The following is a 24936-nucleotide window of genomic DNA, read 5'->3' on the forward strand; positions in this document are numbered from 1 at the left end:
GCCCCTCAGATTTGGCGACTAATTTGGCGACTGATGCGCCCATGTCTACCAGCAAGCCTGCCAACGCAGCGCCTGTGGTCGATAGCGTGTACGCAAATTACAAAATCATTCGCCGAAATGGTGCCGTGGTGGGTTTCGAGCCCAGCAAAATCGCTGTTGCCATGACCAAAGCATTTTTGGCTGTGAATGGTGGTCAAGGTGCAGCGTCTGCCCGTATTCGAGAACTGGTTGAGCAGATGACCAATGGCGTAGTGAATGCGTTGGTGCGTCGCCAGCCTTCTGGTGGCATTTTCCACATTGAAGACATTCAAGACCAGGTTGAACTGGCCTTGATGCGTTCCGGCGAAGCCGAAGTGGCCCGCGCTTACGTGTTGTACCGCGAGCGCCGTGCACAAGAACGCGCCGCCAAGCAGGTTGAGCAGGCAGAGCAGCATGCCCTGAATGTGATGGATGGCGACATCAAGCGCCCACTCGATGTAGAAGCATTGAAAGCGCTGATTGAAAGCGCCGCTGTTGGCTTGAATGAAATTGATGTTGCACACCTTCAGAAAGAAACCCTGAAGAACCTGTACGATGGCGTAAAAATCGACGAAGTGTTCAAGTCGGCCATTCTGGCTTCACGCGCCATGATCGAAAACGAACCCAGCTATACGCTGGTTACATCGCGCCTGTTGCTGCACACCATTCGCCGTGAAATTGTTGGCCGCGAAATTGCGCAAGATGAAATGGCGCAGGTGTACCCCGAGTACTTCCCCCAGTTCATCAAGAAAGGCATTGCCGCTGGCTTGCTCGATAATCGCCTCGCCCAGTTTGACATGAAGAAGTTGGGCGCAGCCCTGAAGTACGAACGCGACTTGCAGTTCGATTACCTTGGTCTGCAAACACTTTATGACCGTTACTTCCTGCACGTGGAAGGCACCCGCATTGAAATGCCACAGGCGTTTTACATGCGCGTGGCCATGGGCTTGGCACTGAATGAAGTAGACCGCGAAGCACGCGCCATTGAATTCTATGAAGTCTTGTCGACATTCGACTTCATGAGCTCCACGCCAACTCTGTTTAACAGCGGCACCATTCGTTCGCAGTTGTCTTCGTGCTACCTCACCACCATTGGCGACGACCTGGACGACATTTACGAAGGCATCAAGGAAAACGCACTGCTGAGCAAGTTCGCTGGCGGCCTGGGCAACGACTGGACGCCTGTTCGTGCCTTGGGCAGCCACATCAAGGGCACCAACGGCAAATCTCAAGGTGTGGTGCCATTCTTGAAAGTGGTGAATGACACTGCTGTGGCCGTGAACCAGGGTGGCAAGCGCAAAGGCGCGGTGTGTGCTTACCTTGAAACCTGGCACCTGGACATTGAAGAATTCCTGGAGCTGCGCAAGAACACGGGTGACGACCGCCGCCGCACGCACGACATGAACACCGCGAACTGGATTCCCGACCTGTTCATGAAGCGTGTGATGGAAGGTGGTAACTGGACCTTGTTCAGCCCATCCGACGCGCCTGATTTGCACGACCTGTACGGCAAAGCCTTCGAGAAAGCCTATGTGGGCTACGAAGAAAAAGCCGCGCGTGGTGATTTGAAATTGTTCAAAACCGTGGAAGCGGCCAAGCTGTGGCGCAAAATTCTTTCCATGTTGTTTGAAACCGGCCACCCCTGGATTACGTTCAAAGACCCTTGCAACATTCGCAGCCCCCAGCAACACGTGGGCGTGGTGCACTCGTCAAACCTGTGTACAGAAATTACCCTGAACACCAACGAGAACGAAATTGCAGTGTGCAACCTGGGTTCCGTGAACCTGACCCGCCACTTGAAGCCTGCCGACAATGGCGAGCTGGTGCTGGACCACGACAAACTGCAGAAAACTGTGGGCGTGGCCATGCGCATGCTGGACAACGTGATCGACATTAACTACTACGCCGTGGCCAAGGCGCGCAATTCCAACCTGCGCCACCGCCCCGTGGGCATGGGCATGATGGGCTTTCAAGATGCACTGCACATGATGCGCAAGCCCTATGCTTCACGCGACGCTGTTGAATTCGCTGATGAAAGCATGGAAGCCATCTGCTACTACGCCTACGAAGCATCGACAGAACTGGCCGCCGAGCGCGGTGCTTACAGCACCTTCAAGGGCTCGCTGTGGGACAAGGGCATCATGCCGCTGGATTCACTGAAGCTGCTGGAAGAAGAGCGCGGCGGTTACGTGGAAGTAGACACTTCCAGCCGCATGGATTGGGACGCACTGCGTGCCCGCATCAAGCAGCACGGCATGCGCAACTCCAATTGCGTGGCCATTGCGCCTACGGCAACCATTTCCAACATTATTGGTGTGGCGGCTTCGATTGAGCCCACATTCCAGAACTTGTATGTGAAGTCGAATCTTTCAGGCGAATTCACCATCGTGAACGAACACCTGGTGCGCGACTTGAAGCGCCTGGGCATTTGGGACGAAGTGATGATTTCCGACCTGAAATACTTCGATGGCTCGGTGATGAAGATTGACCGCATTCCGGAAGATTTGAAGCGCCTGTATGCCACCGCGTTTGAAATGGACCCACGCTGGTTGGTTGAAGCAGCAGCCCGTCGCCAGAAATGGATTGACCAAGGCCAAAGCTTGAACATTTACATGTCTGGCGTAAGCGGCAAGCGTTTGGACGACACGTACAAACTGGCCTGGATTCGCGGTTTGAAAACCACGTATTACCTACGCACCATTGGCGCCACACACGCCGAGAAATCAACCTTGGCCGGTGGTGAGCTGAATTCCGTGAATGCTGAAGGCGGTGCGTCTGCTGCGTTTACATCAGCCCCTGCCACAGGCGTGGTGCCCAATTTGCCTGAGCAGGAAATTGAAGGCAAAGCATGCACCATGCGCCCCGGCGATGCAGGTTTCGATGAATGCGAAGCATGCCAGTAAGCTGCCAATAAGCTGCCAATAAAGTGTGAATAAGTGGCCTTGCCATTTTGAATAAAAACAAACACAATGACACTGTGACTTTAAACAGTGTATTAGTAGAGGAGTTAGAAGATATGCTGTCCTGGGACGATGAATTTGACGCAGCCATGGGTAAAACTGCAACCGCTGCACCTGTAAAGCCTGCGGCCCCCGCCATGGGTTCAGTGGCTTCTGGCTTTGCAGCCCCTGCTGCGCCGGCAAGCCAAGGTTTGTACCAGCAAGCTGCGCGTTCGGCCACCGCGCCTGTGCAAAAGCCAGTTGCCGCAGACGCAGCAAAAGCTGGCCGCGTAAATGCAGCCGACAAGCGTGTAATCAATGGCACCACCGATGTAAACCAGCTTGTACCATTCAAGTACAAGTGGGCTTGGGAAAAGTACCTTAGCCAGTGCGCCAACCACTGGATGCCGCAAGAAATCAACATGGACCGCGATATCGCCTTGTGGAAAGACCCCAACGGTTTGACTGAAGACGAACGCCTGATCGTGAAGCGCAACTTGGGCTTTTTTGTAACAGCCGATTCACTGGCTGCCAACAACATTGTGCTGGGCACCTACCGCCATATTACTGCGCCTGAATGCCGTCAGTTTTTGCTGCGCCAGGCGTTTGATGAAGCCATTCACACCCACGCGTACCAGTACATTGTGGAAAGTTTGGGCATTCCTGAAGCAGAAACTTTCAACGCGTACAACGAAATTTCCTGCATCAAGGCCAAAGACGACTTTCTGCTGCCGTTCATTGACGTGTTGACCGACCCATCATTCAAAACCGGCACACTGGAAGCGGACCAAACGTTGCTAAAAAGCTTGATCGCTTTTGCCTGTGTAATGGAAGGCATGTTCTTCTACGTGGGCTTTGTGCAAATTCTGGCGCTGGGCCGCCAAAACAAAATGATTGGTGCTGCCGAGCAATTCCAGTACATTTTGCGCGACGAATCTGCCCACTGCACATTTGGTATTGATTTGATCAACACCGTGAAACTGGAAAACCCACACCTGTGGACCCCGGAATTCAAGGAAGAAATCAAGGCCATGTTCCGCAAGGCTGTTGAACTTGAACACGCGTACGCCGTAGACACCATGCCACGTGGCGTGTTGGGCCTGAATTCAGCCCAGTTTATGGAATACATGAAATTCATTTGCAACCGCCGTTCCAACCAGATTGGCTTGGGCACCTTGTACGAAGGCGCAACCAACCCGTTCCCATGGATGAGCGAAATGATGGACTTGAAGAAAGAAACCAACTTCTTCGAACGCCGCGTGACTGAGTACCAGACTGGTGGGGCGTTGAACTGGGAGTAAACCAGTTAAGAATTAGACAAAGTTCGATCAGTGCCTTGGTTGAACTTTGTCTAAACCCCTAAAGCTAAATTTCTGCAGTTTCACTCTCCGGATTTTTCCAAACCATGGTGCGCATCTGCTGAATAAAGTTGGCAAGCTTCTCCGCTTCCTGCAACGTTTCAGCCGCTCCCGCCGCGCCATCGCAGGCCTGAACCTCAGACAATTTACGCAACAAAGCTTCTTTTTCCTGAAGCGCGCGTAGGGCAGCCCAAAGGTTTTCTTCAGCCACATTGTCTTGCAGATCGGCAAGGCTCAACAAGCTGAACGCATGTCCTGTGTGGCAAAGGAATCGCACCGGCTTGCCTTCTTTGATCTCGAACAACGAACCCCCGCAGTCCGGGCAAGTAAATCCTGACGGCGAACCAATGCGACTCAGTTCCCCCATGCCCGCCCCCAAAGTAACCGCATGTTCAGTTTTCAGCCATTCGGGTGCTTTGTTTTGCGATGTTGAGTTCAGCGGTTGTGCCAGCGTGTTGATAAGTTTTGTCATTTCATCAAGCCTCACGATGTGGTCGACTGAAGTACCGGCGATGGCCTGCAGTGGCATGCTTGGCTCGCGGGCCTCATTCGGGTCTTGAACAATTGTGGTCCCTCCACACGCTTTAATGGCGTGCAAACCAGCGGCTCCGTCGTCTAGCCTTCCTGTTAGTACCACGCCGACCACGCGTGGTCCTTGATCAATGGCCACTGATCTGAATAAGGGGTTGATGGCGGGCCGGGCGTGGTGCTCCTTAGGGCCACGTTGTAGGATGAATTTATTTTCTTCAACCAACACATGGTGGTCTGAAGGCGCAACATAGATCATGCCCGGGCGTGGCACCATTCCAGTTTGGGCGAACACGGCAGGGTTGGGCCCCTTGGAACTTAGCAAGTTGGGCAGCAAGCTGCGGTGTGAGCCAATGTGCAGCACCACAACAACCGGGGCCGCCAGGTTGGGCGACAAAAGGGGCGCCATGGTAAGAAGTGCTTCCACTCCGCCCGCTGATGCGCCAATAACAATGATCCGTTCCTTGTCCATATTGCCTTTTGAAGCTTCGCGTGGGGAAGTCCCCGTGAGTTCAACATACACCCAATACGAACACAGGGTTTAAATACGGGGAATGCAGGGTGGGGCATACATCACTCTGAATAGGTGTGCACATGGTTCCCTTTGCTCAAAGTTCTACCCCCAGAGGTCTGCCCGCTACACTTCCCCGCTTGTTCTAATTTTTAGGGGTTACAGCGCAATGCCGGCAGATTTATTTTTGAAGTTGGGTAATGTAAAAGGCGAGTCAGTCGATTTGAAACACGCAGGTGAAATGGAACTGCTGGGCGCACGCTGGGGCATGCATGTGGCGGTGGCAGCAAACGGTGGCGTGTTGGCACCCGCAGGCCGTGCCGAAGTAAAAGCCCTGCGCGTAGAAAAGCGCGTGGACCGTGCTTCACCCACACTGCATGCACAAACCTGTGTAGGCCAGCTTTACGACACCATGGTGTTGACCAAAAGAAAGTCGGGCCTGTTGCCACTTGAATATTTGCGCATTACTTTCAAAGACGTGATTGTGACCGACATTGATATTTCACTGGGCGGTGGCGACGATGGCGACCTTGAAGTGGTCACCTTCGCCTTCACAGAATTTCAGGAAGAATACAAACCGCAGAACGGTGACGGCACAGGTGGCGCAGCCGTAACTGCGGGGTTCAACTGCATTAAGTGCGTGAAGTTTTAACTTTGTTTTGGAGGCGTTCATACGCCTCCACATGCTGGTTGAACAGGCGAAGGTTGAGCTTTCGGATTGGGGTGGGTAGGTGGTACTTCACATAGTCGTGGCGCCAGCGTAGCAGATGTTCCAAACCTTCGATCCCGAATTTTCCTTTATTCAAATATCGTTCGATCTGAATAAGCCGAATCCCTTCTCCAAAGACCAGACCGCAGAGGTAACAGAGAATCATTGAGCACATTCCGATCAGCGAAATCAGCTTTAAGTCTTCTTTTAAATCTGCTGTGTGGGCGTATTGGTTGGCAAACCACGAGATGTAAAACACACCCGTCAATATGAGGGGCCAGTAAAGTGTATGAATGATTGGAAAGTTTTTACGACGTCCATACTTCCTGGTTCGCAGATCTATTTGAAAAATGGACCATTCAAGGTTGGAGTATGTTTCAAGAGATGCTTTATCAGATTTTGAATAGGCAATCGCATAAGCGACCGCAGTGGTGATAAGCAATACGCCGATACCAAACACAAGGTTGATATTTTCCCACCAGTGCGTGGTTTGAATTAGCTTGCTGTGGTCTGTTAGGGGATCCCAATAATGAATTCCAAATGCAAATGGATGCAATGCCGCGAGCAGCGTCGCAAACTCTAACATGGTCGCTTTGACAGGTCGTTTGCTGACAAAAACCCATTGATAACATACGAAAAACGAGAAAAGAATAATTCCGATAAACAAGCAAAGAAATATACCTGTGCTCATCCAAGTGGCGGTATACAGAGGTGTCGCGGCGATCAGCAGCAAGAATGACAAACTGAAAACTCCACCAAAGAAGTAGAAGTGTAAAGGGGCTGGATTGATCATGGTCTTTAGCAATTACAGTGCAGTCTGAGTGTTTTATTGAAATAACTTCTTGGCTTTGGCTTCGACTACATCATCTATCCCAAGGCGATCGTAGGCCACAGAAACAGCCAACCCAACACCTATTGATAGCAATATCAATGGGGCACCAGCGACCATGCCTCCTGTAAATAAAATTGCCACGCCAAAACCAGCGGCCATGCCGAGTGCATTGCCAGTTTGATTCTTGGCGCTGTCCACTGCAAACTGTTTATGGTTAAATTTTTGACCCAGCTTTGCGTTGTGATTGTAGTTATTTAGGATGTCGTTGATCAATGTAGGTCCGAACGTAAGAACACCACCCACTTTCGCAGAGCCCAGCCACGTTGAGCCAGTCATTCTGCGCAATTCCCACATTTCATCAGAAGCCTGTCGGCTCAAGCTGAGCACCTTGTCGTGTTTAAACGCAGTGGGACCCAGCGATTTGGTATTCATGTTTTTACTGATTTTTTGAAATTGGTTTTTCTCAAGCAGTGTAATTTGTTTGGCATTGGTTTGCCGAATGCGAATAAGCACATCAGCATGTTTACCAAATTGGTTTGGGCCTTTGAAGCCAACTGCTTTTAGTTCCACACCATTACCCAATTTCACTGTGCGTGCTTTGCCGCTTGCCAGCATGGTTTTCAATTCGCTCTTCATTTTTGCGGTGAATCGCGCTTTGACCCCGGCCTCGATCAAGTTGGCCAGGTTTCCGGGCAGGTTGTTTGGGCCAAATAACTGCCCTAGCAGCGCGGCATAAAGCGTTCCTTTCTCAGCAGCGCTGACCAAGGTGTTGGTTTGCTGTGTGTTTAGCTGCGCGGTCATTAGCATCACGCCCGCCACCGGGTCGTGTTGTAGCACCTCCGGCACCATGGCCAGGCTTACTTTCGTGTCGGGTTCAAAATGCCCCAAAAAATCCATTTCTTGGTGCAGGTAAAGAGGTGCAGAACCGTCGTGGCTATTTAGTGCGCGGGTGTAGGCCAGTTGCAGCGACTGTGCCTTACGTTGCAGGTGGTCTTCGTGGAAATCTCTTGCCTGGGTATTCATGCTGGAGTGGTGAAGATAAACAAAGCAAGCGGCAGTATGCGGGAAAGGCGGTAAGGGGTAGAAATGGTGGGAATTTTCGAGGAGGTGAGGGGGATGGGCGTATTTTGACTGCTTATGAAAGTGTCGTAGACCGTAAATATATACGTGCAAGTTCGTCGTATCGAAGGGCTAGGTCTCTTGGTTCAGTTTTCAGATTCATGCCAAGGCAGGTTTTTGTAAAACTCGCTCACCATGCCATATGCCGATTCAAAATCTGGCAACTTTTCGCTTAAATCATTTTCCAGCGTGATGTAACCCTCGGCGGCCATGCGTTGTACATCGGGGTTATTCAAACTGTTCCGTTGGGCAGCAATATTTTTAGAGTTACAAGTAGCTTTTATACATTCCAGCAAATGTGCTTGTTCCTGAAGGCTACTCAGTGCCACTTTCCTGATCAAGAAATACAGGTCGTAAACATCTTGATACCGGTTTCTTCGTCGCAGTGGTTGTTGCAGCAGTGAACGGTATTTCTCGGCCATTAAATTGGCCAAGCTGTACACATGCAGTTCTTCCGCATCGCTAAGCCTTAGCATTTCAATGTCCAGTACAGCCTCGTTATAACTAAAATCAATTTCCAGAATTTTTGATGATTGTTTGGCAAATAAACGGCGCATGGCAGCTGGATTGCTGGGTGCCGCGTAGCCAATGGTCAACTTCAGGGTGGGGTGCGTGCGGTTAGGGCCCGGTGGGCTCATTGATGCGGTTTGTATGGTGCAATGTGTGTTGTAAGAAAGTACTTGGTTGAAGTACTGAATTTGTATTTCAAGTTCTTCCGTCAGTTCTTTCTCTTTGCCTTGCTGGTAAAGCTGGGTGGTGGAAAAGTCGGCATCGCGTGTAAAGCGCGTGCTGTTGTACCGCAAGGCCATCAACATTCCACCTTTCATCACCATTTGTGTGCGCAGCGCTACACTGCCACCAATGGCAGACAACACAATGTGAACAGCCTCCCGAAAGCCTTGCTGCTCTGCGGGCGCGCAAGCCACCCAACTCGCCACGTTCAGTGGTTCTATCTGCTTATTCAAATGTGTGCTCGTTATTCAAAAGAGAGGGCAGGTTAATTGACAGTTGCCAGCGCTTGGAATAGTGGGGCTCAAACTCGCCTTCTGGGTCGAGCTTTCTAGAGCCGCCGCGTTGTGCGAACTTTTCCCAGGCAGAGAAGGCTGGGTGATCAAGCCTGCAAACTTCAGACAACAGAAAGCCGGCCCTTACCTTGTCAATTGGGGCCCCATGCGTATTCAGCTCGTCCACAATCAATGAAAGGTATTTTTTCGCATTGTTGGTATAAATGTCTACGACGTGTTGAAGCCCACCACATAGGGAGGGCTCGCGCAGCATGTCCAAAAATACTCGGCCAATTGTGGCCACGCGCAGGCTTGTGTTTGATACTGATCGAAACGCCCCTTGGTTTGATCGTTCAAGCAAATGCACATTTGTACCTTGCAGCATTTTAAAAGTGGGGCGAACCAACTTGGGGTAGCCTTGCTTCAAAAAGCCTTCCAAGCCTTGCGGCAGGTCCCGTTCCATTTTCGCATTGGCCAGCGCAGTCCATTCAGTAGACCTTGGTCGAGTTAAGTAAAGTAGCTGTGGAAAGCGGTCTGTTAGGCCGTGATGCTCCATTGCGCTAAGGTGCGAAACATATGCAAATGGGTCAAGGCTGCAGGCAAGTTCCATGGCGGTACTTCGTTCGTGCCCAAAAAGTTGGTAGCCGCGAGTTTGTGTCAGTGGTTCGACGGGGCGAACAAGCTGAAATTGCTCAAGCAGGCTTAAAGTTTCGGTCAGTTGTTTTTTTGCTGATGCCGATGTTACGTTTGGTTTGCCCGCAGCTTGATACACCAGGCGAGCCAATTCATACTGCGTAATGGCAGGGCCGGTGTGCTTGTTCAGTTGCTGAGCGACTTCTGCTGCAAGCTGTTGAGGTAAAAGGTGTTTAACGTTCACGCGCCAATCATTTAACATCCGTCCTTAGGACGGATGTTAAATGATTGGCATTGGAATGTCAATCAAGCTCAACACGGTGTGGGTTTCCAGCACCGCTCATATTCAATTCAAAGCCGGTTGATATGCGGATACGCCCCTATTTTGAGTTTGGTGACGGGGCAGTCTAAAGTGAGGATAAAAAGTGCTTTCGAAAAGCGGGGCGATTCACCCTTAGTTTTGTCGTCCATCGATCCTACACCTCATCTACTTTGAGTAATGTCAACTTGACTAATAGCAGTGAATTCGCTTGGGGAATAATATTTGAATCCAATCTTCGATTTTTACAACACTGGCGCAACCACTAGTCGCCCACTAATACTGGTGTCAAGGACAATTTGGTAATAGACCTTTACAGTGTTTCTCGACAAGCAATAATAGTGAGCCAGCATATCGATTGAACGGTAGCGGTTGATTGTTGTCTGCGTAATTTTGGTCTCTAACTCAGCGTTTATGGAATGTTATAAAAGTAAGGCTCATCCCCCCCTCAAACCACCGTCAAAAACTCTGCCACCACCACCATTTCTTCTGCATCTTCCGCACTCAGCACAATCGCTTCATGCTTGTCATTCGTCGATTCTGGTTTCAATACAATCACGCTGTTCACCACACCATCTTCACCAAGATTTTTCTCGCTTTTGTAGCGTTTAATGGTGTATTGCCCACCCAGTTCTGGGTCTGAAATTCGGCGGTGTTGTACGACCACAATTTTTCCGTTGCGGGTGCCTTGGGGGTTGAAGTGGAACAAGCACCATGCGCCGGGTGGTATGCGTTTGTTCATCGAGTCGCCATCAACCCGGGCTACAAAGTAGCCTTCACTGGCGCGCAGGTGGGCGGGCAGCACAACATGGTCGAATGTGTCGGCCTGTTGGTATTCGCTAAACTGCCCGGCGGCAAACTTCAAATCAAAAATCGGCACGCTGTTGGCGGCTTCCTGGCCTGCTTGCACAATGGGTAGGTCCAACCCTTCGTATTTGGTCAACATGGGTGCTGCCTCCACATATTCAAAACCATTCAACAGCGCTTGAAAGTGTGTGCGTGTTTCGTCGTCGGTGAAGTACACATAGCAGCCCTTCATGCCGCGAGTCATCAAGGTTTTGTAGGTGTTCTTGATCACTGTGTCGGCCATTGCCAGGTTCTTTTCCCGGTTCGCTTTTATTCCACCCTTGAATCCTTTAATGCTTTGGTCCATGTTGCTACGCTTGAATGCATCGGTTACCACTTCGCCATTGCGCACTACAAAGTCGGGGCCAACAATGACGCCCACATAGTCCAGCTCCAACCCTTGGCAGGTGTGTATACAGCCCACTTGCTCCACGCTGTTGGGTTTGATAATCCACGTGCTGCCATCGTTGTCTAAATTCCATTGGGCTTGGTAGCCGAATTCGGGAAATTCAATGTCAAATGCCTGCGCGTTCTTTTTGCTTTTCCAGTCCCAGCAGTAACCCGCCACCACGCGGGCTTTGTTTTTGGTTTTGTTTTTCTCACGAATGGCTTGGTGCATCGCTGCAGGGTTGTCGAATACCTTGAATTCGAAATCCAGTCCGTCCATATTCAAATTGGCGGTGGGCTTAATTTGCAGGTGGTGGTTAAGCCAAGCGATGTAGCTGTCGCTGCCGTTGCAGCGAAATTGCGAGCGCAGTGCCTGCTCGCACACCGTGGCGCCCAGCGCTTCGGCCCATTTGCGAATTTCCGCTTTGCTGCCAATGTCTTTAAACGTCACACGCTGGTATTCATCCACAAAGAAAATGCTCACCTTGCTGGCGTTGATCAATTCTTTAACTTGATTCTCGCCCTGGTTGCCATACAAGCCACTTTTTTCATTCAGGCGGTGGGCTTCGTCCACCAAAAGCACATCAAAGAAATTAGATTCAGTTGCAATATAGCCGCCTGATCCTTTGAACATGTTTGTAATTCGTGTTTTCTTGAATGTACCCGTTAGCTTGGCTTCAAACACTGCGCGCGGCGCTGCATTTTTCGACACGTATTGGCACACCTTGCCTTGCTGTGTAAATTCATTCAGCAAGTTGATGGCCACCACCGATTTGCCGGTGCCTGGCCCACCTTCAACAATCAACACGCGTTTTTGTTCGGGGCCACGCGCATGGGCCAAATCCAGCGCCATTTCATACACCAGTTTTTGATCGTCGATCATTAAAAATTCGCGCTTGCCTTGCAGCATGCTGGCCAGGCTGTCAGCCAGGTTTTTGGATGGGCGAATTTTTCCGTGCTCAATGCGGTACATCAAGTCGTTCTGGTCACCGTACTTCACATGCTGTTTCAAAAAGTCTGAAAGTTTGCGTGCGTCTTTTGAAATAAAAACAGGGGCGCGGTCGGTGTGCGCTTTGTAAAACGGATCGTTGATTACCGTATCAATTTTCAGGTTGTGCAGGTAAGCACACGCACTAAGGCGCACCTGTTCGTTTTGCACCACCTCGGAATAATCTTCAATAAGTGCTGCATACGTCCAGGCTTGGTAAGAAGGGTGGGGCGTGTTGATATTGCTTTTGCCCAGCCACGTATTCACCACCGCGTCTTGCCCGGTGGCTTGCACGTCGCTCCACTGTTTTAGCTCAATAATTACCGCGCATTCTTCAAGCTGCGCATTGCGGCCCGTCAAAATAAAGTCGATGCGTTTGCCAGTCAGCGGAATGTTGTATTCGATTGAAACCCGCGAGTCGCCGGGAATGTCGGGATCGGTCAACACTTGGCGCATTTCTTTCATTGAGTTGCGCCAGGAGTTCACTTCCGATTCGCCTGCCCTGCGGTACAGCTTGCGCTGAAATTCCCGATGAATAACTTTATGAATTTGATCGTCCAGTACGTCGTCCAGAAACTTCGATTTGCGGGCGGTATAAACAATCATTGCGGTTGTAGTTTGTTTTTATATTTGGAATGTATCAGGAAACCTTTATTTGATGAACCATTTGTAGTGATCTTATTGGGGGCCGCAAATGGGTGGGGGTAGTGTTATTGGACATGTTCAAGGTGATCACGGTGAGTGAGCGGCTTGTAAATTGCATCACTCGCAAAGGTGTCTAGTAGTTCGTAAAAGTATGCTGACTTCTTCTTGGGTACACGCTATGAGTAACTACTGGCCAGTTCCAGAATGGATTTCGACACAGTCTTACAAACAGTCACCGCGCAGTTTTGGTTCCAACCGCAGCAAAGGTCGTGTGCATGCCGGATGCGATCTGTACGCACCCCTTCATTCACCTGTATTGGCCATCACTGCGGGGCGGGTTGTTGAGTCCGGTTTTTTCTATTTGGGTACTTCGCAATTAACCATTGATCACGGCGCACTGGGTATTATTCGTTACGGTGAAATAGCGCCAGAAAAAATTCCCAAAGTAGGGACGCTGGTTATCGCCGGGCAGCAGATCGGAAAGATAGGTAGCCTTGGTCGTGGCATACACCCTATGCTTCATATCGAGCACTACTCGGGCCGTTCTACCGGGTCAGTCACTAATTTGAAAAACGCGCCATATTTCCGACGTGGCGATTTGCTGGACTGTACCAAGTTGCTTGATTCACTACTCTGCCTAAGAAGCAAGGAATGCAAATGAGATTATCCTGGGTGTTTGTGTTTAGTTGTTTGGTTTTGTCTGTCCAGGCGTGCAGCAAAACCGAATCCGAGAAATCCACTGCACTCGCTGGCCGGGTTGGTTCGGGTGTTATGCCATACGAAGGCGCAGAACCCGCTCAGCTTTTTCTGGGTGCTAAAAAAGGCGATGTAGCAGAGAAATGTGTACGTGCCGTTGTGGTGCGCGATGCTGAATTGACTTGCGAAACCAATCGCTGTGATCTAAAAGCCTTTTATTTGCCAGTAAGGCCAGTTTCCAATTCTCAGCGCGCATTGCATGTTACTGATTGCGATCAAGATCCAGAGCTAACTAAAGGGCATTTGCTAACCGACCTTGGTGAAGACGGTAGCACAGCGATTCTGTACTTTCAGGCCGCACGGTCTGGTCCAGGCTTGTGGGAACAAGTGACGACTGAAGATGGACGATATGCAATTCAACTGGCCACCGAAGCCGCCGAGGGCATATTGGCCCTGAACACGCAAGGCAGTTACGTATGGAGCGAGTTGCCAGACTAACCCCACCATGAAATATTCAATTGCTTTGCTGCTTACCCTGGCAGTTACAACCGCCTTTGCCACTCCCCCTGACCCATTTTCCAAGTGGACGCCCAAGGGCTGGAAGCGCATTGCCCTAGCCACTGGCGATTTGAATGCCGACGGCATGGAAGACGCCGCGATTGTGCTCGACCAAATAAAACGTTTGCCCAAAGTGGGGCGCCTGCCGCCGCGCCGAATGTTGATGTTGCTAAGCACACCAGCCGGGCTTGAAAAAGCACTAAGCCGCGACGATTTACTGCCCAGCGCGTATCAAGAAGATGCACTGTGCTGGCTCGACCCATTGCTCGAACCTGATGCGGTGAAAATTGCCGAAGGCACTCTAACCCTTGCATTTCACCATGGCACCAGCTGTGGAAGTTACGACACATTCACTGAAAAGTTTGCATTTCGGCTGGAAGGTGCCCGCCTTCAATTAAGCGCGTATGAGTTGTTTCAGGCTTCCCGCAGTTCAGGTGATATTGAACAAATCAAGGTCGACTATGTGCTTGGCTCACTGCGAACGTCGTATGGTGAAAACCTGTTTGATGAATCACAAAAAGCAAATACAAAGGTAGAGGTGTTACAGAACACAGTCCCTTTGCATCTGGATGAAATGTCTTTGAACTGCAACCCGGAAAAGGTGGCGGACATGGAAAACTGGTGTGAATAGCTTCATTTGAAATCAAGGACTAGGGCCGTTATTTTTGCCGCTGTATGCAATGGCCCTGGGGATGCTGAACGGACATGAAACTGGCCAGGGTATGGCGTGGCATGTTACCTGTATTCGAACAGACAATCCTTTTTCATCTAATCCAAATTTCAATGGAGCACACCATGAAAAAAACTACAGAGTTGGCCGAGGTGGCCAAGGCCATGGCGAAGATTGATTTCTGCATGATGCAGACCTTCAAGGAAGAGGGCATTGACTGCCGCCCGATGTCGAACAACAGCGAGGTGGAATACGATGGCGACAGCTGGTTTTTTTCCTATTCCGACACCGACAAAATTGCCGAGCTGGAACAGGACAGCCGTGTGCACCTAACCTATACCGACCCCACTGGCCCGAGTTTCATTTCAGTGTGGGGAACCGGCAAAATTGTGGTTGATGTCGAACTGAAAAAGAAGCTGTGGCAAAAGCAGCTTGAGAAATGGTTCGGTGGCAAGGGGCCTGAAGATCCAGAAGTAACGCTGATTAAAGTAAGCGCAAACAGGATTCGAACCTGGGGGCAGATTGGCGAGCAAGAGTTTAAATAAATTTCGCCACAGCCTCTGCCACTTCAATGCCGTCCACACCAGCAGACAATATTCCGCCCGCATAGCTGGCTCCTTCACCCGCAGGGTATAGGCCTTTCACATTCAGGCTTTGGAAGTCGCTGCCACGCGTAATGCGCAAGGGCGATGAAGTGCGGGTTTCTACGCCGGTTAACACGGCATCGTGCATGTCGAAGCCTTTAATTTTTTTACCGAAAGCGGGCAGGGCTTCGCGCATGGCAGTAATGGCGTATTCAGGCAGGGCGCTGGCCAGGTCGGTAAGGTACACGCCGGGTTTGTAAGAAGGTTCTACGCTACCCAGTTCAGTCGAGGGTTTGCCCGCAATGAAGTCGCCCACCAATTGGCCTGGTGCTTCGTAGGTGCTGCCGCCCAAGGTGAATGCATGCGATTCAAGCTGGCGCTGAAATGCAATGCCCGCCAGCGGACCGCCGGGGTAGTCGGTCGGGCTTATGCCCACCACAATACCGGCATTGGCGTTGCGTTCATTGCGAGAATACTGGCTCATGCCGTTGGTTACCACGCGGTTTTCCTCCGACGTGGCGGCCACCACCGTGCCGCCAGGGCACATGCAAAAACTGTACACCGAGCGGCCATTGCTTGCATGGTGCACCAGTTTGTAATCGGCTGCGCCCAGCAGCGGGTGGCCCGCATGTTGGCCTAGGCGTGCACGGTCAATCAAACCCTGTGGGTGTTCAATTCGAAAGCCCACGGAAAACGGCTTGGCTTCCATGTACACACCGCGTTCATGCAATTTGGCAAATGTGTCGCGTGAACTGTGGCCCAGTGCCAGCACCACATGATCCGCGCGCAAATCGTAGTTGCTGCCGTCGGCCAAGTTTTCAATGGTCAGGCCGCGAATGTGGCCGTTTTCAATGTGAAAATCGCTAACCCGTTGCTGAAAGCGAATTTCACCGCCCATGGCAATAATTTGCTCGCGCATGTTCTCAACCACCTTCACCAGGCGGAAGGTGCCAATGTGCGGTTTGCTGACCAGCAAAATTTCTTCAGGCGCGCCGGCTTTTACAAATTCCGTCATCACCTTGCGGCCCAAAAAGCGAGGGTCTTTGATTTGACTCCACAGCTTTCCGTCTGAAAACGTGCCTGCTCCACCTTCGCCAAACTGCACATTTGATTCCGTGTGTAGCACACGCTTGCGCCACAAGCCCCAGGTGTCTTTGGTGCGTTCGCGCACTGGTTTGCCGCGTTCAATCACGATGGGTTTAAAGCCCATTTGCGCCAGCATCATGGCGGCAAAAATTCCGCAGGGGCCAAAGCCGATTACAACCGGGCGAATGGCAGGCGCTTCACTAAACTTAGCCACCAAGTGGTAGGCCATATCGGGGGCGGGGCGAACATGCGAATTTCCGGTGAACTTGGCCAGCAGGTGTGCTTCAAGCTGGGCGCTGTGCAATTCCACATCCACGATGTACACCAGCAACAGCTTTTGCTTGCGGGCGTCGTAGCTGCGTTTATAAATGGAAAAACTTTTCAGTTCTTCGGGGGAAATGTTAAGCGTGTTGTGAATAAGCGCGGGCAGAGCGTGCTCGGGGTGGTCAAGCGGAAGTTTCAGCTCAGACAGGCGGATCATGGCGGTTGTGTACCTTGTGGATCTGTTTTTCGGATCAAGGAGGCATTTTATACCTTCCCGTTAGTTTAGAAAGTACTTTCTTGGCTTTCGCGCGTACCGAGCGCGTAGTTGGTCGAGTCATAAATGAATGATTCGATATTGTGTCGGGCGATGTACCGGGCGATGTACCGGGCGATGTGTCTGGCGTTGAGGTTTGCTGCTCATTTATGGCGGGAAGGTAAATTTGATAATCACTGCCAAGTTGTGATCGTACTAATGTGTTTAAAGATTTTGGTAAGTCATCCAGCAATACCTTAATCTCGTTGTTGTTGAAGCTGATTCTTTTATGCCGGTCTGCAATTTTTTTGGTGTTACTTTTTACCTGGTTAATCAAAATATCGATTGCATTTTTCAGCGCAATCGCTTCGTCACCAGCAGTGGGACTGTCTAATAACGCCCTGTTAAAAGCCTCTTGGTGCTTCAGCAATACTTGGTGTAAAAATGAGAAGCAAACAAGCGTTGGTGCCAAGTAGTGGTCAGGAATGCTACTGGCTGAATCAAATGCAGTGGCTATGATTGACAACGCTTTTTTTGGATCCTCGACCACTTCGTTGAGGTGTGACAAGTCGCAGTTTGCACCCGTTAACTGAGCCTTAATGGGTGTGCTTGAATGTGTGGGCAACAGCGTAAAAAACATTCGCAGTGTTGTCGATTTCGAAAAATCTATGCCCATTGATGCTCCGTCCATTTCAAGACGTAGGCTGGCATAAGATTGGCCCGTTCGAGTGTTCAGCTTTGTGCGAAGAGAAAGCGGTTCAAGTAAATCAATAAATGACCCGAAGGAAGTTTCTTCTGGTATTTTTTTTAGCCCCCAACTTAAGGCTGCCCCACCTTCACGCATTTTGTCGTTGTGTTCAAAGTAGCCTGTCCATGTCACACCTTTATTCGATGTTCTGGTTCCCTGTTTTAAAGCCAAAGAGCCTAACTGCAGGTTGTAGCGGAATGTGCCTTGATCGGTATAGCCACATCGAAATTTCATGGATCGCTCGGTCTTTTTCCCGTCGAAAATTGATTTTTCAATTCGATCAATTTGTTCAGTCAGTAGCCTGTATTGGCTTGTTAAAACTTCTATCTCGTCTAACTTTGTAAACTCTTGGAGTGTTCTTAAATGAGGGGCATATGGATAGCAGTGTTTTATTGCTTCAATATTATTGTCGTGACTTCTGCCATTTGATAAATAATCCAGGTGGCAGAAAAGTTGTATGGTTGCTTTGTTGATAGATGGTTGCTGAATGGCAGACCTAAGCAAATGTGTTCCTATTGAATCTCGAATCGACGAAAAATTATCGATAACATTCGATTTTATTGTCAGAATATCGACAGTGGCGTGTTTCTGATTGAACACCAATGAACCATAGGTTGCAATTCTGTGAAGCAAGGTAAAATAGTCTGGTGAAAATGCTTGATTGTTCATTGAGGTAATGTGGCCCGTTTCGCAGTATTCGATCAGTCCTTGGGTGCTGTACGGAATAATCATCGTAGACCACCCCAGTTGAATGATGGTGCCCTCGTCAATGTGGCTTATTAAATGGGCGTACGGTGGAATGGCTTTGGCTACCCTGCTGGCAGCGGCATTTTTTGATTGTTTTAGATAATTAATGGTTTCTAGTGCTTGATCAAATGAACTTAACTTACCGGGGTCGATTAACACGCCCACCAAGTCTTTAAGATGAGGCATTCCCAGCACCTCATTTGGAGTAAGTACGGTGCTTGGGTCGTAATAAGATTGATAAATGTTTCCTCTTTTTCCAGCGTCGTATTGCCATTGCATGTAAGAAGAGTAGCTTACTTGGTGATCGGGCTTGATATTGGGGTTACCCGCATTCTGAAAATAGGTTTTTACTGCTGCGTCGTCTTCGAAATTGCTGATTTTTTCTTGGGCAGCCGATAAGTATGGTTCCAGTTCAGGTGCCGCGTCTAGCACTGCATCAATGAACATCACCACATCGCAAACCGTGTCGAATTCTGGCCTCGAATCTATTTGAAATTCATGATGTCGATTTCGTAGCTCAAGAATTAAATTTTTCGATGGACCATCAACCTTGTAGGCAGATTTGTTTTCTTCGGGCATGAAATACTGGTTGGCCCGTTTTTCCATTTCCTGAATTTTCTTGCTGTGGTGCTGCGCGCTAACTGCCAAATTCAATTGCTTGGTGGCCCTGCCTTTGAATGCAGAAGTAGTGGGGCCAAACTTGTTAAAGTTGGTGCGAATATCTTCGGCAAACATGGGTAAGGAACTGCCTCTTGTCCTGAACCAGCGCTTGTGAACATCATGGCTTAGTTTTGGTAAATCGCTAAGGCGGGCAGAATAAATATCGCCTTTGTACCCCAACACCAGGTTCATCGCGGGTGAAAACAACAGCGCCGCGCAACCTTCCCAAATCGAGTGATTGTAGGTTCGGCACAAGGAAGGGCCTATGTACGTGCATGGTGTGCAGATACTGTCTTGGCTAATTTTCTTGACTGCATCAACCATCGAGCTGCGCGAGCCAGCCTTGTTGAACCTGTGCGCATAAGCACCTCGTTCATTCAGCTCTTTTTGGCGCACCCCCAGTGTCCACGAATCTATCGGCGATTCAAGCTCGGGCAAACAAAGGTCTCGCACACCTTTGTGAACTGGCCCATACTGGTTAGAAATGTGCATGCGATTGAATCAATGGCTATTTTTCATCAACATCGCATGGCTCAGGAACCCGCTTGGCGGTCGTAAAAAGTGTTCATGTCTGCAATTAAGTTTTCAACAGGGTAGAAGCTTTTGCCACCTGCCTCAGCCAAGCCTTGTTCGAAGTGTTCGGTGTCTTCTTTTCTTATCCAGCCTGACCCATGCAATGCCCCCATGGTTTGCGCAACGATGGTGGCGCAGGTGTCGCTGTCTTTTGTAATCAAGGCGGTTAATTCCACCGCACGTGCAGGGTCGTCATACCCATACTTTTCCAACATGAAAATTACACTGGGCAACGTGGCGCCCAAGTAGCTGCGGCTGTTCCAACGTTTTAGAATGGCATCGCAGCGATACATGTCCAGGGTTGACTTGGGGTTGCCGTCAAGTGCTTCTTGAACAGAGCCCCGGCGAATTGCTTCCGCTTCAGGCGCTTTGTATTTGTGATTTGGGCCAAGGCCTTTCAATAGTTCACTGGGCAGGCGTCCTGTCGTCCATTTATTTTTCACCGCTTGCTCGAATTCGGCTTCCATTGTTCCGAAATCCATTGCGTCGAAGGCTTCATTCAATCGGTTTGGGTCATATTCATCCCATCCCTCAAGTTCAAATTTCTCATTGCTTTCCAAAGCCAATGCAACTTCGTAGAAGGTATCAATAAAGAAATTTTCTGGAAGCTCTACTTTTTTGCCTGTTAGTTCAGCTTGGCTTCGCAAATGCATGCACTTGGCCATGATTACAATTTGCCCAACCGATGCAATGGCCGACAAAGAACTGGGGTGGGTTACCTGGTTGCTTAGCAATACTTGCTCAACCAGTTCATGCATGGTTGCTTTGGATGCCAACAGGGGTAGCAGGTCGTATCCAATTCGCATCATGGCCCCGTTGCCTGCGCCACCCGCTCGAGTGTTCAGAGTCTTTAGCTCCACCATGCAACGGTCTTCCCAGTTCCAATCTCGTCTTCTGGGGTCTTGGCACATGCGTAGGGTTCGGGCACCGCCCTCTATTATAAATTCCGCTTTTTTTTCAGGGGGGTCATAAAAGCTGCTAGTGGGCAATTTTGGACGAGTGAATGAATCCATGATTTTTTTTGGTAAGGCTTCAAGCTGTTTGTTTGGGTTTAGCATCCACTTCATTTTTTCAAACATGCTGAGCACACCTTGCTGCGTGTCATCTGTTGCATTGTGTTTACCCACGTGGTGCAGCTTGTTACGAAGAATGTTTTCTTTCCAGGTGTTACTAATGCCTGCCCAGAAGTTGTCCAACCTTGAAAATGTGGGTAGCAGATAAGTTTCTTTGGTGCTCAATGTTTTACTTTCTAGACCTGCCCCCAGGGCATCGCCGTAAAACCCTGCGCGAATTACGTCGCCGGCATATTTCTTGGCCTGATCAACTGACAACTGCGGAAAAGGGAATTTGGTCGGTTCATTGGCAATGTCAACAATGCCTTGCGCTCGAATTGGCATGTAGGGCAACTTATTTCTATTGGCAATCGCTATTTCTTCGGCGGTCGATTTTTGCTGATTTGCTGGCTGTGCTGGTGTCCCTGTTTGTGGTTGTTTTGGTTGTAAACGATCGGGAGTTTTTTCAGTCAAGTTTTTAATTATTTGACTGATGTGTGCCAATGTATATCGCTGGGGGCCAGCTGGCGCAACCCCAGGAGCAGCAGCACCAGTCGCTTGCGCGCTTGCTGCACTTTGCTGAGGAGTCGATTTCGCGGTGCTGGTTGAACTGCTTATGTTTTTATTAAGCGTGGCGCAGGCGGACAATAATTCTTGATACTGTTGTGGTGTGTTGACGAATTCACTGTTTCTTTGTTGACGCCCTTGATTAACAAGTTCCTGAACAATCGTTTGTAGCTGATTTTCATTGAAACCACCTTGGGCCGCACAGCTTTTCCGGAAGGCGCAAAGTACAGCCAAACTGGCACTGCGACCAATTCCATTAGCACTGTAGAAGTGTGGCGCTTCAGAAAAAGCGTGTTTGTGCGGTATTCGATCAAGAAGGGTGAGCAATGTTTGTGCGCTTAAGCTGGTACCGTCATAGTCCGGGCAGAACTCTTGGAAATGCACTTCACTTTCCACCCAATTCCCGGCATCGAGAACTTCGAGCGTGACTGTACCCGACAGCCAATTGCCCGAGGGGGCGCTGTTTGCGTGCTTTTGAATTTGTATGCCAGTTAGTCGGGTTGTGGGTGACAATTCCACAATATCGGGATTTGCTGCATTTTCCCGTGCGGCTAGAATTTGTTCGATTATCCCCGATGAATTAACTTTAAGGTTGGCTCGATTCCCCGCTGATATTCGCTCGTAGCTGTAAATGCTGCCAAAGCTGATCAGGCTTGTTCCATTGGCAGCAACTTCCTGTAAACGGGGGGCAAGATTTTTCAGGTTGTCAGAAATTCGCTTGCTGTCTAAAGACGCACCAACCACGGTGTTGAGTTCTTCTGTTGGCACCGCTTTAAGTTTGAACTGAATGTGGTGACTATTTATTTCTTGGTTCTGTGGGCTTCTAATTTGATTGGCGGCGCCAGGAAAACTTGTGTGGTGTGTAGCCCCTGTTGCCTTGGTGTCAGTAACGTTACCCATTAGAAAGCCCAAGTTGAAAATATTGGGTAGCGCAATCCAGGGCTTAGTTCGCAATACTATTAAAAGCGATTCCGTTCTGTTGGCCCGAATTGCGTAATGGGACAAATGGAACTGAATTCAAACACGTGTTACCTAGGCGAGTTAACCACCACCCAGTTCACACGCCATGATCAACGCCACTCAACTCGCCCAACTGCCCCGCAACAACCAAAACCCGTCTGCCGCAAGGCGACAAGCTTGCTCAATTCAAGCACCTACCCCCACAGCAGGTGTAATTGCAGCGGCACCCCAAGCTCGGGTTGGTAGTGTAATTAATGCGGGTAGCTCAGCGGAAAGTTTCAAGCAAGAATTACAGCAGTGGGTAAACCAAGCCACGCCTGAGGAGGGGCATTCCAGAAAGCGTGCAGCCGAGCGAATTTTGGAAGTATCTGAAAATGCGGGTGAAAGTTTAGATTTGCGTTTTTTATCGCTCACATCCTTGCCAAACTTGGGCCAGTTGCGTGAGTTGCGACACTTAAACCTAACTGATTGCCAACTCCACAAATTGGCTGAAAATCCACCTGTGGCTCAAGTATTTTTTAATGCTCTAGGCCAATTAAACAATTTGCAAACCTTAAACTTGAGTAATAATAATCTTGGTAGGCTGGCAGAGAACCCGCAAGTGGCTAAAGCTTTTGCCAAAGGCCTAAGCCAACTCCGCAATTTGCAAACCCTGAACTTGAACAATAATAATCTTGATAGGCTGGCAGAGAACACGCAAGCGGTACAAGTGTTTGCTAATTGTTTGGCACAACTACACCAGTTGCAATCCTTTACGTTGATAGGTGATAACCTGGGCAAACTGTGCGGAAACGCCCAAGTGGCACCACTTTTGCCAACGGTTTAAGTCAATTAAAACAGCTAGAGTACCTAGATTTTGGCTTTGGGTATCTGCCCAATAATCTTCAAGCTGCACAGGTGGTTTTTAATGCATTAGGCAGCTACGCGCAGTTAAAAACGCTAACACTAGACTGTTTATACCAACTACAAAGCGCGGAAGTTATAGAAGCATTTTGCGGTGTTTTGAGCAAACACCGCCAGTTGCAGCATCTTAGTTTGTCCAATAGTAAACTTGACGACGTTATTGAAAACCCGATAACAGCAAAAGCGTTTTATCAGTGTTTGGGCGAATTAAAACAACTGGAAACTCTTCATTTAGATCACAACAGATTGGGGTATTTACCCGATGTGAAATACCACAAACCATTTTTTGATTGTTTGTCGCAATTACCCAAATTACATAGTTTAAGTATTGCTGAAAATGGGTTAAGTGAAAATGCTGATCAATTACTAAGCACAAATTCTTTTTGTTATGCGGTGGACAGCCTAACCAACTTAACAAACTTGTTTATTCACGATTATTATCACTGCGAAGGCGATGCTAGCTATGGTCTATATGTAGCACACAGTTCTTCAAGGTTGCGTTCAAATTTACGCGCTCACAACAATGTGTATGAACACCATAAACTGCTTGTTGAAAACCAGCCGTGGGCTGAGCAAACAGAGCGTATTTTGCTGGAGAAAAGTAAAAGCGTTACAGATGCAATGTCGGCGTTTCAAATGTTAGCTTTCGCCCATGACAGGGGTGAGTTAAGTTGGCCACAGGTACAGGTTTGCCTGGAAGGCGTCTGCCTAAGCGTTTTAAACAATTTGGTTCAGGTCGATGTTGCGCTTGGTGGGTCGCTTGACGGCTATGGCCCGCCGAGCTACCAGGTTAGGGATGAAGATGGAGGTTATAGCGATGGACCTATCGATACCGTTAACCTGGAGCGACGTAGTGAAGCGGTTCGGAAACAGGAGCTGGCCCGGCTATTAAGTTTGGTGCATTACGGCGAGAACATTGGTGCCTTAACTCGCACTGCTGCGCTCAACATTAAACTTCATATTCAGGGCAAGCAATCTTCCAGGCAGGCTTTTCCAGCACAACGGGCCTTTCAGGAAAATCAGCAACCACTGCTTGATGGTTTGCATTCTGTTCGCGATGCCTTGGGCCTGAATACGAACCATGCAGCGCAGTTCCACACGCAGTACAGTGATTATTTTCATCAACTGGCCAGCACACAACAGCAGCCACTAGAAAAACAAAACCAACTGGTACGTGCGCATAAATACGCACGAAAGAATCTTGATGCTGAGGTTCAAGGTTTGCAAAGTGAACAAGCTCGAATAGGCAATGGCTTGTATCAAACGGGCTTAAAAATTCTGAGTACCCAGCGCATTAAGGCCATTGGTGGTGGGCTACCCCAGGGCATTGTGTATTTGCCATGGGTAGGAGGTGAAATGGTACAGGCCAGCCAAGCGATTGCCAAGGCCGTGGGTGTTGCAAAGTTGAATGGCTTTGCCGCCGGAGTGGAGAGCCTTAAAAATTCCTTGGCCACCATGGGCAGTGATTCGGTATTTCAAAAGCCACCACATGAACTTCGAAATTTCAGCCTGGGCGAAAACCTGCAAGCACAGGGGATTCAGTTGCCTGAAGATGCAATTGCCATACAACTTGCCGATATTAACCTTGGGGAACTTGCAGACAGTATTCAGACAAGTTCAAACGCCACGGTAGGCCCGCCAGTGCAAACCGCAGCTAGCAGAACTTCAGCTTTTTCTGGGCGCCTGCGCAGGCTTGGTAATTGGATGCGATGAAAGCAGCAGCATCTAATGCGCATTGTGAGCAGCAAGTGCGCATTTCAAGACTTCAGAGTGATGTTG

17 protein-coding genes and 1 pseudogene are annotated in these 24936 nt (G+C 49.5%); 9 read left to right on the forward strand and 9 right to left on the reverse strand.

Features of this window, described 5'->3' with window-relative positions; translation table 11 throughout:
* Positions 1–92 precede the first annotated feature (92 nt).
* A pseudogene (locus NSP04_RS05635) lies at positions 93–2921 on the forward strand (ribonucleoside-diphosphate reductase subunit alpha); the annotation flags it as partial.
* A gap of 113 nt (positions 2922–3034) precedes the next feature.
* Positions 3035–4258: a ribonucleotide-diphosphate reductase subunit beta gene (locus NSP04_RS05640; RefSeq protein WP_257511366.1), complete on the forward strand. Its 1224-nt coding sequence runs from the start codon at positions 3035–3037 to the stop codon at positions 4256–4258.
* A gap of 64 nt (positions 4259–4322) precedes the next feature.
* Here the strand turns inward: NSP04_RS05640 and NSP04_RS05645 are convergent, their stop codons facing one another.
* Positions 4323–5315 carry a chemotaxis protein CheB gene (locus NSP04_RS05645; protein ID WP_257511367.1) on the reverse strand — a complete coding sequence of 331 codons (993 nt, stop codon included), beginning with the start codon at positions 5313–5315 and terminating at the stop codon, positions 4323–4325.
* Positions 5316–5523: 208 nt separating this feature from the next.
* On the opposite strand from NSP04_RS05645, the gene NSP04_RS05650 reads away from it, so the two are divergent.
* Positions 5524–6006: an Hcp family type VI secretion system effector gene (locus NSP04_RS05650; RefSeq protein WP_257511368.1), complete on the forward strand. Its 483-nt coding sequence runs from the start codon at positions 5524–5526 to the stop codon at positions 6004–6006.
* Here NSP04_RS05650 and NSP04_RS05655 read toward each other — a convergent pair.
* The 5 genes from NSP04_RS05655 to NSP04_RS05675 all read right to left on the reverse strand — a co-directional run bounded on the left by NSP04_RS05655 (position 5987) and on the right by NSP04_RS05675 (position 12797).
* The gene (locus NSP04_RS05655; protein ID WP_257511369.1) at positions 5987–6856 is read right to left on the reverse strand and encodes a hypothetical protein; all 870 of its coding nucleotides are present in this window, start codon (positions 6854–6856) and stop codon (positions 5987–5989) included. The two genes, NSP04_RS05650 and NSP04_RS05655, sit on opposite strands and share 20 nt — an antisense overlap.
* A gap of 33 nt (positions 6857–6889) precedes the next feature.
* Positions 6890–7918 carry a hypothetical protein gene (locus NSP04_RS05660; protein WP_257511370.1) on the reverse strand — a complete coding sequence of 343 codons (1029 nt, stop codon included), beginning with the start codon at positions 7916–7918 and terminating at the stop codon, positions 6890–6892.
* Positions 7919–8100: 182 nt separating this feature from the next.
* On the reverse strand, positions 8101–8979 hold the full coding sequence (locus NSP04_RS05665) for a nucleotidyl transferase AbiEii/AbiGii toxin family protein (protein WP_257511371.1): 879 nt from the start codon (positions 8977–8979) through the stop codon (positions 8101–8103).
* A complete protein-coding gene (locus NSP04_RS05670) occupies positions 8972–9895 on the reverse strand; it encodes a type IV toxin-antitoxin system AbiEi family antitoxin domain-containing protein (protein ID WP_257511372.1) in 924 nt (307 codons plus the stop codon). Before NSP04_RS05670 ends, NSP04_RS05665 begins: the two co-directional genes overlap by 8 nt.
* A 523-nt stretch (positions 9896–10418) precedes the next feature.
* Positions 10419–12797: a DNA/RNA helicase domain-containing protein gene (locus NSP04_RS05675; RefSeq protein WP_257511373.1), complete on the reverse strand. Its 2379-nt coding sequence runs from the start codon at positions 12795–12797 to the stop codon at positions 10419–10421.
* A gap of 217 nt (positions 12798–13014) precedes the next feature.
* On the opposite strand from NSP04_RS05675, the gene NSP04_RS05680 reads away from it, so the two are divergent.
* From NSP04_RS05680 to NSP04_RS05695, 4 genes are all read left to right on the forward strand, one after another.
* Positions 13015–13497: a M23 family metallopeptidase gene (locus NSP04_RS05680; RefSeq protein ID WP_257511374.1), complete on the forward strand. Its 483-nt coding sequence runs from the start codon at positions 13015–13017 to the stop codon at positions 13495–13497.
* Complete coding sequence (locus NSP04_RS05685; protein ID WP_257511375.1) at positions 13494–14030, forward strand: hypothetical protein; 537 nt, start codon at positions 13494–13496, stop codon at positions 14028–14030. Before NSP04_RS05680 ends, NSP04_RS05685 begins: the two co-directional genes overlap by 4 nt.
* 7 nt (positions 14031–14037) lie before the next feature.
* Positions 14038–14721 (forward strand): hypothetical protein, encoded by a 684-nt coding sequence (locus NSP04_RS05690; RefSeq protein WP_257511376.1) that lies wholly within the window; start codon positions 14038–14040, stop codon positions 14719–14721.
* A gap of 164 nt (positions 14722–14885) precedes the next feature.
* On the forward strand, positions 14886–15305 hold the full coding sequence (locus NSP04_RS05695) for a pyridoxamine 5'-phosphate oxidase family protein (RefSeq protein ID WP_257511377.1): 420 nt from the start codon (positions 14886–14888) through the stop codon (positions 15303–15305).
* On the opposite strand, the gene NSP04_RS05700 is transcribed toward NSP04_RS05695, so the two are convergent.
* The 3 genes from NSP04_RS05700 to NSP04_RS05710 all read right to left on the reverse strand — a co-directional run bounded on the left by NSP04_RS05700 (position 15298) and on the right by NSP04_RS05710 (position 22194).
* Complete coding sequence (locus NSP04_RS05700) at positions 15298–16911, reverse strand: NAD(P)/FAD-dependent oxidoreductase (RefSeq protein ID WP_257511378.1); 1614 nt, start codon at positions 16909–16911, stop codon at positions 15298–15300. The two genes, NSP04_RS05695 and NSP04_RS05700, sit on opposite strands and share 8 nt — an antisense overlap.
* A gap of 34 nt (positions 16912–16945) precedes the next feature.
* Entirely contained in the window at positions 16946–19540 is a 2595-nt protein-coding gene (locus NSP04_RS05705; protein WP_257511379.1) for a hypothetical protein, read from the reverse strand.
* Positions 19541–19635: 95 nt separating this feature from the next.
* Entirely contained in the window at positions 19636–22194 is a 2559-nt protein-coding gene (locus NSP04_RS05710) for an ADP-ribosylglycohydrolase family protein (RefSeq protein ID WP_257511380.1), read from the reverse strand.
* 418 nt (positions 22195–22612) lie between these two features.
* Here NSP04_RS05710 and NSP04_RS05715 point away from each other — a divergent pair, with 418 nt between their 5' ends.
* Positions 22613–23080, forward strand: a complete 468-nt coding sequence (locus tag NSP04_RS05715) for a hypothetical protein (RefSeq protein ID WP_257511381.1) — start codon at positions 22613–22615, stop codon at positions 23078–23080.
* Positions 23038–24870, forward strand: a complete 1833-nt coding sequence (locus NSP04_RS05720) for a leucine-rich repeat domain-containing protein (RefSeq protein ID WP_257511382.1) — start codon at positions 23038–23040, stop codon at positions 24868–24870. The genes NSP04_RS05715 and NSP04_RS05720 overlap by 43 nt, the downstream gene beginning before the upstream one ends.
* Positions 24871–24936 lie beyond the last annotated feature (66 nt).

Origin of the sequence: Limnobacter parvus (assembly GCF_024623725.1) — a bacterium.
Lineage (GTDB): Bacteria > Pseudomonadota > Gammaproteobacteria > Burkholderiales > Burkholderiaceae_B > Limnobacter > Limnobacter parvus.

Bases quoted from the DNA above. Each gene is read 5' to 3' on its own strand.
- NSP04_RS05640 (WP_257511366.1), top strand. From the start codon at position 3,035: ATGCTGTCCTGGGACGATGAATTTGACGCAGCCATGGGTAAAACTGCA.
- NSP04_RS05645 (WP_257511367.1), bottom strand. From the start codon at position 5,315: ATGGACAAGGAACGGATCATTGTTATTGGCGCATCAGCGGGCGGAGTG.
- NSP04_RS05650 (WP_257511368.1), top strand. From the start codon at position 5,524: ATGCCGGCAGATTTATTTTTGAAGTTGGGTAATGTAAAAGGCGAGTCA.
- NSP04_RS05655 (WP_257511369.1), bottom strand. From the start codon at position 6,856: ATGATCAATCCAGCCCCTTTACACTTCTACTTCTTTGGTGGAGTTTTC.
- NSP04_RS05660 (WP_257511370.1), bottom strand. From the start codon at position 7,918: ATGAATACCCAGGCAAGAGATTTCCACGAAGACCACCTGCAACGTAAG.
- NSP04_RS05675 (WP_257511373.1), bottom strand. From the start codon at position 12,797: ATGATTGTTTATACCGCCCGCAAATCGAAGTTTCTGGACGACGTACTG.
- NSP04_RS05680 (WP_257511374.1), top strand. From the start codon at position 13,015: ATGAGTAACTACTGGCCAGTTCCAGAATGGATTTCGACACAGTCTTAC.
- NSP04_RS05685 (WP_257511375.1), top strand. From the start codon at position 13,494: ATGAGATTATCCTGGGTGTTTGTGTTTAGTTGTTTGGTTTTGTCTGTC.
- NSP04_RS05690 (WP_257511376.1), top strand. From the start codon at position 14,038: ATGAAATATTCAATTGCTTTGCTGCTTACCCTGGCAGTTACAACCGCC.
- NSP04_RS05695 (WP_257511377.1), top strand. From the start codon at position 14,886: ATGAAAAAAACTACAGAGTTGGCCGAGGTGGCCAAGGCCATGGCGAAG.
- NSP04_RS05700 (WP_257511378.1), bottom strand. From the start codon at position 16,911: ATGATCCGCCTGTCTGAGCTGAAACTTCCGCTTGACCACCCCGAGCAC.
- NSP04_RS05710 (WP_257511380.1), bottom strand. From the start codon at position 22,194: ATGGGTAACGTTACTGACACCAAGGCAACAGGGGCTACACACCACACA.